Origin of the sequence: Caloramator sp. Dgby_cultured_2 (genome assembly GCF_028872215.1) — a bacterium.
Lineage (GTDB): Bacteria > Bacillota > Clostridia > Clostridiales > Caloramatoraceae > Caloramator > Caloramator australicus.
Genome location: NZ_CP118396.1, coordinates 2,182,746 through 2,194,306 on the forward strand (window position 1 = coordinate 2,182,746; position 11,561 = coordinate 2,194,306).

Annotated in this window: 12 protein-coding genes, 1 tRNA gene and 6 pseudogenes; all 19 read right to left on the reverse strand. The window is 34.3% G+C overall.

The genetic code is table 11. The features are described 5' to 3' along the window. Window positions 1–515 precede the first annotated feature (515 nt). Window positions 516–590: transfer RNA gene (locus PWK10_RS15165), tRNA-Thr, on the reverse strand. Between the two features lie 137 nt (window positions 591–727). Then, complete coding sequence (locus tag PWK10_RS15170) at window positions 728–961, reverse strand: hypothetical protein (protein ID WP_274766625.1); 234 nt, start codon at window positions 959–961, stop codon at window positions 728–730. 68 nt (window positions 962–1,029) lie between these two features. After that, window positions 1,030–1,164 carry a hypothetical protein gene (locus PWK10_RS15175; RefSeq protein ID WP_274766626.1) on the reverse strand — a complete coding sequence of 45 codons (135 nt, stop codon included), beginning with the start codon at window positions 1,162–1,164 and terminating at the stop codon, window positions 1,030–1,032. A 411-nt stretch (window positions 1,165–1,575) separates the two neighbouring features. Further along, window positions 1,576–2,276: pseudogene (locus tag PWK10_RS20120) on the reverse strand (replicative DNA helicase). After that, on the reverse strand, window positions 2,252–2,905 hold the full coding sequence (locus PWK10_RS20125; protein WP_446715262.1) for a DnaB-like helicase N-terminal domain-containing protein: 654 nt from the start codon (window positions 2,903–2,905) through the stop codon (window positions 2,252–2,254). Before PWK10_RS20125 ends, PWK10_RS20120 begins: the two are co-directional and overlap by 25 nt. Further along, a pseudogene (gene lonC / locus PWK10_RS15185) lies at window positions 2,905–4,736 on the reverse strand (Lon family ATP-dependent protease). Before lonC ends, PWK10_RS20125 begins: the two are co-directional and overlap by 1 nt. Window positions 4,737–4,791: 55 nt before the next feature. Further along, window positions 4,792–5,183 (reverse strand): annotated as a pseudogene (rplI, locus tag PWK10_RS15190) (50S ribosomal protein L9). A 49-nt stretch (window positions 5,184–5,232) separates the two neighbouring features. Further along, window positions 5,233–6,114 carry a DHH family phosphoesterase gene (locus tag PWK10_RS15195; RefSeq protein ID WP_274766627.1) on the reverse strand — a complete coding sequence of 294 codons (882 nt, stop codon included), beginning with the start codon at window positions 6,112–6,114 and terminating at the stop codon, window positions 5,233–5,235. Beyond that, window positions 6,066–6,662, reverse strand: coding sequence for a hypothetical protein (locus tag PWK10_RS15200; RefSeq protein WP_274766628.1), 597 nt, complete (start codon window positions 6,660–6,662; stop codon window positions 6,066–6,068). Before PWK10_RS15200 ends, PWK10_RS15195 begins: the two co-directional genes overlap by 49 nt. Window positions 6,663–7,217: 555 nt before the next feature. Continuing rightward, a pseudogene (locus PWK10_RS20130) lies at window positions 7,218–8,173 on the reverse strand (YybS family protein). A gap of 34 nt (window positions 8,174–8,207) precedes the next feature. After that, window positions 8,208–8,480, reverse strand: a complete 273-nt coding sequence (locus PWK10_RS15215) for a MazG-like family protein (RefSeq protein ID WP_274766631.1) — start codon at window positions 8,478–8,480, stop codon at window positions 8,208–8,210. 83 nt (window positions 8,481–8,563) lie between these two features. Continuing rightward, window positions 8,564–8,767: pseudogene (gene rpsR / locus PWK10_RS15220) on the reverse strand (30S ribosomal protein S18); the annotation flags it as partial. Window positions 8,768–8,829: 62 nt separating this feature from the next. Next, on the reverse strand, window positions 8,830–9,240 hold the full coding sequence (locus PWK10_RS15225; protein ID WP_274766632.1) for a single-stranded DNA-binding protein: 411 nt from the start codon (window positions 9,238–9,240) through the stop codon (window positions 8,830–8,832). A 14-nt stretch (window positions 9,241–9,254) separates the two neighbouring features. After that, window positions 9,255–9,539: a 30S ribosomal protein S6 gene (gene rpsF / locus PWK10_RS15230; protein ID WP_274766633.1), complete on the reverse strand. Its 285-nt coding sequence runs from the start codon at window positions 9,537–9,539 to the stop codon at window positions 9,255–9,257. Between the two features lie 72 nt (window positions 9,540–9,611). Continuing rightward, window positions 9,612–9,821, reverse strand: a complete 210-nt coding sequence (locus PWK10_RS15235) for a DUF951 domain-containing protein (protein WP_274768316.1) — start codon at window positions 9,819–9,821, stop codon at window positions 9,612–9,614. 105 nt (window positions 9,822–9,926) lie between these two features. Then, window positions 9,927–10,055: pseudogene (locus PWK10_RS19000) on the reverse strand (mechanosensitive ion channel protein MscS); the annotation flags it as partial. Beyond that, entirely contained in the window at window positions 10,019–10,651 is a 633-nt protein-coding gene (locus tag PWK10_RS15240) for a mechanosensitive ion channel family protein (protein ID WP_274766634.1), read from the reverse strand. The pseudogene PWK10_RS19000 and the gene PWK10_RS15240, both read right to left, overlap by 37 nt. A 94-nt stretch (window positions 10,652–10,745) precedes the next feature. After that, on the reverse strand, window positions 10,746–10,994 hold the full coding sequence (locus PWK10_RS15245; protein ID WP_008909313.1) for a DUF3343 domain-containing protein: 249 nt from the start codon (window positions 10,992–10,994) through the stop codon (window positions 10,746–10,748). A gap of 8 nt (window positions 10,995–11,002) precedes the next feature. Further along, entirely contained in the window at window positions 11,003–11,467 is a 465-nt protein-coding gene (yedF, locus tag PWK10_RS15250) for a sulfurtransferase-like selenium metabolism protein YedF (protein ID WP_274766635.1), read from the reverse strand. Between the last annotated feature and the right edge of the window lie 94 nt (window positions 11,468–11,561).

Below are 11,561 nucleotides of genomic sequence, written 5' to 3' on the forward strand. Positions count from 1 at the left end.
CTATGAAAATTTTAAAAGGTATAAACATATTACCCTTTGATTTTATACCTCATCTACTCCGATATCACATCGATAGAGTCAAAACTAAAATCGATTTTAAATACTTACTCTCCATGTTTAGCCTTAGGAACTAAATAATAAAACATCGTATAAATATATCACCTCTATATTTTACCCCTTAAATATGCTCCTATTTCTGGACGTCAGTTAAAGCTAAAATCGATTTTTAAGGTATCCCCAACTTACGGACACCTTTAAAGGTATTACCGACTTGGAAATACCTTTAGATTATCTCATAAGGCTGCAAGGTATCGATAATCTATCAACACCTGTTAAGGATATTCCAACTTAGAACGTCCTTTTAACTCATCATTAACCTTGGAATTATGCAGCAAAATAAAAATGCAGGATGTAAAAATACAACCTGCAAAATAAATTTTTCTCCCGTTGCAGTAAAATTGCAGTATTTTTAGTTTACTGCAACTTACTGCAATTTATCAAAACCTTGAAAATACTGGAGCTCCATGCCGGATTCGAACCGGCGACCTGCTGATTACGAATCAGCTGCTCTACCGCTGAGCTAATGGAGCACATGGCAGGCTATAAGCCTGCTAACTTGCAATATCTTCTGTTTCAGAATTAGATACAACTGCGATAACTTTATCTAAATCCTCTAATATCTTTATTTCTTCACCTAAATTCAAATCTTCAATAGTTATCTTGTCCCCTAGTTTTTGTCTTTAACATCTATTTTGATAACTTCAGGAAGGTCCTTTAATCTTCCCATAACTTCAATCTTGGGCATATATGTTTCTAATATAAATCCCTTGGCCTCTAAAAACTCCTCGCCTTCAAAAATTACAGGAAGTTCAATTTTTACCTCTTCATCCTCATGAACTGCTTGAAATTCAAGATGAAGTATGTCTTTGTTTAAATAATCTAATTGGACATCCTTTATCACGCAGAAATACTTGTTATTTTTGTAATCAACATAAACCTTTGAATTTTTACTATTGTGTCTTAATAGTTTTAAAACATCCTTTTTGCAATCTTAACCTTTTGAGGGCTTGATACTCCTTTTCCATAAAGAATGGCAGGAATAAAACCAAACCTTCTTACTGAATTAGGATTTTCAATCCTCTCAAGTGCAACCACTTGATTCATAAACCTCACCTCCAATGTATTTCTAAATATAGCCTGTTTATAAAATCAGACGTATATAAAGAAACACATAAGAGTAAGTTTATTGAAAATCCTAACAATTTTAATTATAGCCTTTATAAAAATCATGTCAAGTTGCCTTATTCCATCTTAATGTTCAATTCTCTTTAATAAGTAACACCAGATGCACGGATTTTAATTTTTTTAAATTAAGTTCTTTTCTATGCTACTTCATTTTCATAGTAGTTAACAAATTCATTTACTACTAAATTCCCTTTACACACAAAACAGTTTATTCAACTCTCCTAAGAATATTACGCAACTCAGTTATATATACAATCTTTAACTCCATAAATCATTTCTAGTTGTTAATAAAAAGTCCAGCCTTATACTCATGGTATAAAGCTGGACTTTTTATGCACTATGATATCTATCGAGATTTCCAAACTTGGTATACTGTCCAAGCCATACTAATTCAACTGTTCCTGTAGGACCGTTTCTTTGCTTTGCAATTATAACCTCCGCAATGTTTTTCTTGTCGGTATCCTTATGGTAATATTCATCCCTATAAAGGAACATAACAAGGTCAGCATCCTGTTCGATGGAACCTGATTCTCTAAGGTCCGATAGCATTGGTCTATGGTCAGATCTTGCCTCAGGAGCACGGCTAAGCTGCGATAGGGCAATAACCGGAGCATCCATTTCCTTTGCAAGGGCCTTTAAGGATCTTGATATTTCTGAAACCTCCTGTTGTCTACTTTCACTTCTTTTACTTCCTGACATGAGCTGAAGATAGTCAACTATAATCAAGTCTAAGCCCTTTTCTATCTTTAGTCTTCTACATTTTGACCTCATCTCATTTACAGAAATTCCAGGGGTATCATCTATAAATATCTTTGACTCAGACATCGGGCCTGCCGCCCTTGCCAGTCTAAACCAATCCTCCTCATCAAGATCCCCTGTCCTTAGTTTTAACATATCTATGTTAGCCTCAGCACAGAGCATTCTAAATGCAAGCTGTTCCTTTGACATTTCAAGGGAGAATATTGCAACGCTTTTTTAGCCCTTAAGGCAGCATGAAGGGCTATATTTAAAACAAAGGCCGTCTTACCCATAGAAGGTCTTGCTGCAACAAGAATAAAATCTCCCTTTGAAATCCCGATGTTTTTCTATCAAGATCAGTAAATCCCGATGGAATCCCTGTAACATCTCCCTTTGTTTTTGACAGATGTTCTATGCTGTCAAAACTTTTCATTATTATTTCTGATAAAGGCTCAAAATCATTGTGGGATTTATTTTGAGAAATATCGAATATTGCCTTTTCTGCCAAGCCTAAAACTTCTTCAACATCATCAGGCTCCTGATAGCACTTATCCATAATTTCGTTAGATGCGATTATAAGCCTTCTCAAAAGCGCCTTTTCTTTAACTATTTTTGCATAGGACTTTGCATTAGCTGTCATAGGAACAGAAGCAACAATGTTTGATATATAGCTTACTCCTCCTACAACCTCCAAAAGATTCCTGCTCTTTAAAAGGTCTATTACGGTTATGATATCCACAGGTTCATCCTTATTATAAATTTCCTCTATTGTTTTGTATAATATCCTATGGGATTCTTTATAAAACTCATCGCCAGTTAAAATTTCAGTAACGTCGGCTATTGCATTCCTGTCAAGAAGCATAGAGCCTAATACCGACTGCTCAGCTTCAATATTATGTGGAGGAACCCTTAATTTATCCATCAAACCGCCTCCCAAAGAATTACATCTAACACTTCATCTATCGTGGAAACAGGGATTATTTCAATCTCATAATCCTTATATACCTCATCAATATTTTCTTTAGGAATTATGACTTTTTCATTCCTGCCTGAATTGCCCCATGAATCTTTTCATTTACTCCACCAACAGGCTTAATTTCACCAAGAAGGGATATTTCCCCGGTAATAGCAGTATCCTGTCTTACTTTTTGCCTGTTATGGCACTTAATATTGCAACGTTATGGCAGCACCTGCAGAAGGTCCATCCACATTTCCTCCGCCAATTATATTTACGTGGATGTCATAATTGGAAATGTCTAGACCAGTAAGCCTTCTTATAACCGATGCTGCATTAAAAACCGAGTCCTTTGCCATGGTGCCAGCTGTATCATTAAACCTTACGCTTCCATCTTCCTTTTCAAAGGCAACCGCCTCAATCTCCAATATACTTCCTAAAAAGCCTGAAACTGCAAGGCCAAATACCTTACCTACTTCTCCCTCTTCCTTTGCATAGGTTTTATAATAAGGAACAAGCTTTGCAAGGTTTATTACCTCTAAAACATCATCCTTTGTAATATATGGCCTTTTGCCTCTTCTATTATAAAGGGCATAACCATAGGCATCGGCTAATATATTAACAGCCTTTCTTCCCTCTATAGTATATTGACTAATGATTTCGGGAACTTCTGCATCCATTTTGATTTTTAACTTTTTTGCAGCATTTAAAACAATGTTTTGGATATCTTTTTTAGAAAGTGGTTCAAAATAAACTTCGGCACACCTTGATCTTAAGGCAGGATTGATCTCCTCAGGGCTTTTAGTTGTTGCACCGATTAAAACAAAATCCGCCGGTGCTCCTTCATCAAATAGCTTTTTAATATATTCAGGAACATTTTCATCATCAGGATCATAATAGGATGATGAAAATTCCACCCTTTATCCTCTAAAACCTTCAAAAGTTTATTCTGAAGTATTGGATCCATCTCGCCTATTTCGTCGATAAACAGGATTCCTCCATGGGCCTTTGTAACAAGTCCAAGCTTTGGCTCAGGAATGCCGCTTTCTGCAAAGTCCCTTTTGCTTCCCTGATATATAGGGTCATGGACAGAACCTAAAAGAGGGTTTGTAATCTCCCTTGGGTCCCATCTTAGGGTTGTCCCATCTACCTCCACAAAGGGAGACTCCTCATAAAAAGGAGTGGATTTTAACATCTTTGCAATTTCAAAGGCAAGCCTTGCGGTGGTCGTTTTTCCAACCCCGGAGGACCATAAAGTATTATATGCTGTGGATAGGGCGATGCAAGCTTTGATAATATAGCCTTTATAGCCCTATCCTGTCCAACAATCTCCTTGACAGAAGATGGCCTTAGGTATTCCATAATTGATTTTGAAAGGCCTATGCTCTCAAGCTTTTGAAGCTCTGCAAGTTTTTTTAATGTTTTGCTGTTTTCTGGTCCCCTTTGTTTTTTAATGATGCTAAGCTTTATGTCATCAATAAACTTTTCATTGTTTTTTTCTATTATCTCATCAACCTTTTTTCAAGTTCCATTTCAACTTTTTTCTTGCCAAAACGTAGGCTAATTTTTCTTCTAACTTTTCAATAAGTTCAAAAGGGTTATCTATAAAATCATCTTTGTTTAAAAGAACCTTTTGAAGAACAAAAAGTTTTTCGTTTAATTCATCCGATAAAAGTGCATCTAAAAGATTTTCTTCCTTTAAAACAGCATTTACATTTTCAGTCCCATAAAGCTCATATACATTTTCAATCAAAGAATTAACCTTTATTTCAAGTTCTTCATATTGTCCTTTAATTATTTCCCTAACTTTATTAGATTTACTTGCTGCGTTTTTTTCACCTAAATCTTCCTTTCTACTGTGCTTTAATGCTTACCTTAAGCTTTGCTGTAACTTCCGGGTAAACCTTTACTTCAATATTGTAAACTCCTGCAACCTTTATTGCTTCATCTAATTCTATCTTTTTCTTATCTATTTCTATTCCATGTTGTTTTTTAAGAGCATCTGATATATCCTTTGAAGTTATTGAACCAAATAGCTTTCCATTTTCCCCAGCCTTAACTGACACTTCAACTGTAATTTCAGAAAGTTTTTTGCAAGCTCCCTTGCCCTTTGAAGCTCCTCTTGTCTTTTTTGCTCTTCTTTAGCCTTTTGAGCTTCTAAAACCTTTAAATTTGATTCATTTGCTTCTATTGCTAATTTTCTTGGAAAAAGAAAATTTCTTGCATAGCCATCTGAAACGTTTATAACATCTCCTTTTTTCCTACACCTTTAACATCAGCGTTTAATATTACCTTCATTTCTTGTCACTCCCCTTTAGATAGTTTTGTATAGCAATTTCTAAAAGTTTCTTAGCTTCATCTATGCTAATATCTGAAAGCTTTGCTCCAGCGATAGTCATATGTCCACCACCGCCAATGCTCTCTAAAATAAGCTGAACATTTATATCACCTAAGGATCTGCCGCTTATCATTACTTCATTTCCAACATTAGCAAGAACAAAGGAGGCCTCAATTCCGTCAATCTTTAATAGATCATCGGCAGCTTGGGGAACTATTATAAAATTATCGACCTGTCCCCTATGAAGGGCTATTGCTATACCATTTTTAATCTCTGCGCTTTTTATAAGTTCCATCCTTTCAATAAAGGTTTTAAAATCATCGGCAAAGAGCCTTTTAACTTCAATAAGATCTGCCCCCATCTTCTTTAAAAAGCTTGCTGCTTCAAAGGTCCTTGAACCCGTCTTAAAGGTAAAGTTTTTAGTATCGACGTATATACCTGCCATAAGGGCTTGAGCTTCAACTTCGCTTAGTTCAACTCTATCAACCATATACTGTAAAAGCTCCGTTACAAGCTCCGAAGTTGATGAGGCATAGGGCTCTATATAGGTTATTGTTGCATTATCAATAAAGTCAATGCTCTTTCTGTGGTGGTCTATAATAACTATATTTCCAACCCTGTTTAAAAGCTCAGGATTTTCAACAAAATTTCTTCTATGGACATCCACTATTATGAGGAGCGTTTTGCTATTTGCTATGGCATTGGATGTTTCATTAGTTATAAAAACACCCTCATATCCTCTATTATTAACCTTCTCCATTATTTTTTCAATGGATTTATTTACCTTGTTTAGGACAATATATACACTTTTACCTTTTTGTTTGCATCCTCTATACATTCCAAGGGCAGCACCCATACTATCAAGGTCCGAGTCTCATGCCCCATTATAATTACTTCGCTGGCTTGATTTATAAGCTCCGATAGAGCATGGGCAATTACCCTTGCCTTAACCTTCGTCCTTTTTTCTACTTCTTTGCTTTTACCACCAAAGAATAGTAATTTTTCCCCATCCTTCACAACAGCTTGGTCCCCTCCTCTTCCTAGGGCAAGGTCCTTTGCTGCAACTGCAAATTGATGGGTTTTATGTGGATTTTCACCATTCATACCTATACCTATGCTTAAGGTAACAGGTATTTTATTGCCAAAATACATCTCCCTAACTTCATCAAGGATAGGAAATTTTTCTTCTATAACCCTTTTTATATTCTGTTCTTCAAATACTGCCACATATTTGCTTGTATCATATTTCCTAACAAAGGCATTTAGGCTTGAAGTAAAGGAATTAATCTTTTTATCAATTTCTGCAATCAATATGGGCCTATTTATATCATCCATACTCTTTAACACTTCATCGTAATTATCTATCTCAATTAAGGCAACTACCATTTTCTTATTTTCATATTCTTCAATAAGCTTATAATAATTTGTTTTTTGATAAAATAAAACAAAAATATATTTTTCCTATTAGAGGATTTTGATTTTACTACATTAATTAAAACATCATAATACTCTTCTTCTATCTTTACTTTATTTATTTCACTTATATTTTTTCAATTATCCTTTGAAGATCTAAATCTTGAATAATCGTCTTTATGCTCTTTCCATACGGATTTTTAACAACACCCTCTAAAAAGGAGAATTAGCCCAAATAATTTTTCCCTCATCATCTGCAATAGTAAGAGGTATTGGAATTTTAGACAAAGTGTTCCTTCCGGCAGTATCGATATTATTCGATATATCCTCTATAAACTTAAAAAACTGATTCTTTTTACTTCTGAACTTTTGAAGTTATAATAAAGGAGAACCAAATAAACAAAAATCCTACAAAAATACGTAAACATTATAAAAGGCCAATATTCCTAACAATATAGCTATTATAAGCAGATATATCCTTACATTTGGAATAAAATTTTTAAATTTATTATCCATAACAAACCTCCATCATTTTGGAGAATCTTTAATCCTTGATTTATCAAGTTTCCTTAAATTTAAGGAATAATCAACTATTCCTACTAAAAACAATAGATTGCCTAAGGAAAAGAAAACAAACAAAAGTATTAATACCCTAAAGGCCTTGGGTAAATTCTGTTTGCTGAGCCAAAAGCTTAAGGCTGCAAGACCGTTTATTGAAAAAGTTAAAAGCATTAGATACATTGCATTTAAAAGATATGCATCAGCATTTTTAACCTTTAGATAAGCTAATATATAGGCAATCAAAACTAAAATTATTACTGAAAAGGCAAGCTTTACAGGAACATACCAGTTTGAAAACTTAGGAATTTCTTCAAGCTTTATCCCAAACCTTGAGTATATTCCCTTTGCCAAAACATAAGTTATAATAGCCGACAAAAATCCATACATAAATAGGGCAAAGGGATTAACATTAAAAGCATTTCCTTAGGAGGCATAGCTTTAAATATGTTTTCATAAACTTCCTTTTGAACTCCCATTTTTTCATAAAAGGACTTTGCCATGTCAATGCTTTTATAAAACTCATCTAAAGCAAGTTTAATATAATCCTGTCCAGCTATCAATCCAAATAATTTTATTGATATAGCAACGGATATAACATTGACAATTATCATTATAAAAATGGTATTTATAGCCCTTTCTTTCCTTTTAATCATCGTTCCCAATACTATACCTAAAACACCGTTTGTTATTGCAAATCCAAGAGCTGTATAGGGGTCCGTAAATATAAATACTATTATTGTTGTAGCAACAAGTGAAAGAAGGCTATATTTATAACCATGTTTTATTTGCACCAATGCTAGAGGCAACGGCCACATAAAAAGTCCAATAAAATAAAATATAGGAACATATATACTTATTAAAATCAATACTACTGCAATAGCAGTAAGTAAAGAAGATTCTATTAAGGCCCTTGTAGACACCATCTATTCCCTTCCTTCTTTTAAGTATGTAATAAGACTAAGATAGTCTGTGTCGCTTTTTCATCATCCAAAAGGCTTGCCTTAAGTTTTTTATAACCTTATCATCTATACTTGAATAATCAATTCCAAGCTTTTTAGCAAGAAGATAGGCAAGGATTATAATTTGAGATAATTCATCCTTAATCTCATCTAAATTTGCTCTACTACCCTTTAACATAGATATATGCAAATCTGAAACTGAAGTCAACAGGAACGTTTTATACGTTTCTATAAGTCTTATATTACCCATTATATCCAATTCATCCCCCATTATTTCACCCCGGAAGCTAAATCTTTATTTTATTATATCACATAATTATAAAATAAAAAGTGCCCATTGGGCACCTTTTATTCTTATTCTGTTGTAAATGGAAGTAGAGCAACGTTTCTTGCTCTTTTGATGGCAACAGTTAACTCTCTTTGATGTTTTGCGCAGTTTCCTGAGATTCTTCTTGGAAGAATTTTTCCTCTTTCTGTTATGAATTTTTTAAGCTTTGCTATATCTTTATAATCAATGTATTCAACCTTATCTACACAGAAAGCGCAAACTCTCTTTTTGCTTTTCTTTGCTTTGTTGCCTTCTTTGCATTTGACATACTATCCCCTCCTTACCTAAGTATTTAAAATGGTATTTCGTCTTCTCCATCGACAGGGAAGAATTCTCCTTCGTCGCTTGCAACTTCATCATGAGTAAAGGATGCTGCTTGCTCCTTAGGCCTATCCAAGAACTTAACTTCTTCAGCCACAACTTCGGTTACATATCTGTTTGAACCATCTTGTGCCTGATACTTTCTTGTTTGTATAGAACCTGATACAGCAACAAGCCTTCCTTTAGTAAGGTTGTTAGCAACTAATTCAGCAAGCTTTCTCCAACAAACAACAGGGATGAAATCTGTCTCCCTTTGACCACTTTGACCTACATATGGCCTATCTACTGCAAGTGTAAAGGTGGTCACGGCAATACCCGTCCCTGCTGTATACCTAATCTCAGGGTCACGAGTTAACCTGCCTATAAGTAAAACCTTATTCATTTTATCCCACCTTATTAATCAAGTTTAACAACGATATGTCTTATTACGTTGTCGGAGATTCTTAAAACCCTGTCTAATTCCTTAGGTAATTCAGGGCTTGCAGTGAAGTTAATTAGAACATAATATCCTTCATTGAAGTGATTGATTTCGTAGGCAAGTCTTCTCTTTCCCCACTCATCAACGTTATCTACTACTCCACCGCCGTTTTCGATTACACCCTTAATCTTTTCAATAGTAGCCTTAATTTCTTCTTCTACTACATTAGGTGCAATTACGAAAAGAGTTTCATATCTTTTCATATCCTTCACCTCCTCCCTCTGGACTTACGGCCCACTCCTGTGGGCAGGGACTATAATATTTTAGCATATAAGTCATTCTTGTGCAATAGTATCCGGTGCATTTGATTTGATTATTTTTTTAACCGACTTTTCAAACTTAGACCTTGGAATCATGACTATCCTGCCGCATTTTAAGCATTTTATTTTTATATCAGCACCAAGCCTTATAACTTCCCACGTCTTATTGCCACAAGGATGTTCCTTTCTCGTTTCAACAATATCTCCCAAATAAAACTCCTTCATCGCATCACCCCTCCTTTTTTCGATAATAACTCTTTTAGGATAGGGTATTTCTATACCTTCCTCCTTGAAAGCTTTTTTAATTCTTTTTCTTAATTCATATTCTGCATCCCATTGCTTCATTGGTAAAGTTTTAGCTATTACCCTTAACTTTATTCCCGTTTCTCCAAAATTAGTTATTCCTAAAACCGTCGGCCCTTCTACAATATAATCACATTCTTTTTTACATCTTCTGATATTTTATTTAATATATCTATCGCCTTTTCTAAATCCTCCTCATAAGATATATCAACCTCAACAAGGGCCCTCATATTTCCCCTTGACTTATTTGTTACCCTCCCTATTGTTCCATTAGGTATAATGTGAAGCTCACCAGAAAAATCCCTTATCTTTGTCACTCTAATTCCTAACGTTTCTACTATTCCTGAAAAACCATCGATGGTTATGTAATCTCCAACAGCAAATTGATCCTCCAGTAAGATAAAAATTCCCGATATGACATCCTTTACAAGGCTCTGGGCACCAAATCCAATAGCAACTCCCGCAACCCCTGTTACCGCAATCAAAGCCTTAACATCAAACCCTAAAGTTTCAAATATCCAAATAAAAGATATAATGTAAACTGAATACCTTAATAAACTCTTAAACAGTCCCTTTAAAGTATCCGCCTTTCTCTCATTTAGTCCAAATTTTGACTTCTTTTGTCTGTCGAAAAAATTTGTTATCAGCCTATTTCCAATGTTAATTGCTAATTTAGTTGTGATTAAAATAATAACTATTTTTATTCCTTTATTTAAGTAATTAATCAGCATTCCATAACTAATTAAACTCATCTTCTTCACCCCCTATTATGTGTAGTTTACATTATTTTTTTGAACAATTCAATAAAAATACCCATAAAAAACCACAGTCTTTTTAACTGTGGCTTTACAAAATCGGCTCAAAAATCCTTTCCTCTCCAAAACTATAGAGCATTTTAACTTTTATCTTTCCATCGTTGATTAATCCTTTAATATTTTCTATTTCTTCGTAATCAACCCTTATGGAAATACCGCAGCTTTTAGTAATTTCCCTTGGAGTTGGCATTATTTGACCCTTTATTCCCTTTTCCTTAAGAACTGCTTCACATTGGATTGCATAGTTTGTGCTGTCAAAGGTAATAAGAATGTTTTTCATAGCACCCCTCATATTTTTATAGTTTTTGTTGCATTCATTTTCTCTACGATTGTATACATATTAGTTACAGAACCTACCACTAACTTTTCCTTTAAACCATAAAAATCAAGGCACGTTCCACAGGATAATATTTCTGTTCCTAACTCCTCTAGCTTTTTTAAACTATCCAAAACATCGGAGCCTTCTGTTGTTAGTTTAACCCCAGAATTTAAAAATATAACTGTCCCTGGTTTTTCTGTAATTTCAGTTAAAGAATAAATAAAACTTTTCATGAGCATAGCTCCAAGCTTATCATCGCCAGCTCCTAGTTTATCTGAAGATATAACATATGTCAAGCCTTGATCTACGCTTATATTGGATATACTGCAAACAACAGGCTCATCAACCTTTTTAATTTCACCCTTCTTTTTAGCATAAAAATGATAAAGTCCATCCTTTTCTTCCATGTTAAAATCTACGTTAGCACTTTGCAAAAATTTTTTACATTTTCCCTTGATGCTTGGTTATCAACTATAACTTCAATTTCATCAAAATCAGGATCTTCCACTGCTTTTTTGTTAATATAAC

Excerpts from the sequence above, each read along its gene's own strand:
- PWK10_RS15175 (WP_274766626.1), bottom strand. The coding sequence starts at position 1,164 with ATGAATCAAGTGGTTGCACTTGAGAGGATTGAAAATCCTAATTCAGTA.
- PWK10_RS20125 (WP_446715262.1), bottom strand. The coding sequence starts at position 2,905 with ATGGATAAATTAAGGGTTCCTCCACATAATATTGAAGCTGAGCAGTCG.
- PWK10_RS15195 (WP_274766627.1), bottom strand. The coding sequence starts at position 6,114 with ATGTATAGAGGATGCAAACAAAAAGGTAAAAGTGTATATATTGTCCTA.
- PWK10_RS15200 (WP_274766628.1), bottom strand. The coding sequence starts at position 6,662 with ATGGTAGTTGCCTTAATTGAGATAGATAATTACGATGAAGTGTTAAAG.
- PWK10_RS15215 (WP_274766631.1), bottom strand. The coding sequence starts at position 8,480 with ATGGGGGATGAATTGGATATAATGGGTAATATAAGACTTATAGAAACG.
- PWK10_RS15225 (WP_274766632.1), bottom strand. The coding sequence starts at position 9,240 with ATGAATAAGGTTTTACTTATAGGCAGGTTAACTCGTGACCCTGAGATT.
- rpsF (WP_274766633.1), bottom strand. The coding sequence starts at position 9,539 with ATGAAAAGATATGAAACTCTTTTCGTAATTGCACCTAATGTAGTAGAA.
- PWK10_RS15235 (WP_274768316.1), bottom strand. The coding sequence starts at position 9,821 with ATGAAGGAGTTTTATTTGGGAGATATTGTTGAAACGAGAAAGGAACAT.
- PWK10_RS15240 (WP_274766634.1), bottom strand. The coding sequence starts at position 10,651 with ATGAGTTTAATTAGTTATGGAATGCTGATTAATTACTTAAATAAAGGA.
- PWK10_RS15245 (WP_008909313.1), bottom strand. The coding sequence starts at position 10,994 with ATGAAAAACATTCTTATTACCTTTGACAGCACAAACTATGCAATCCAA.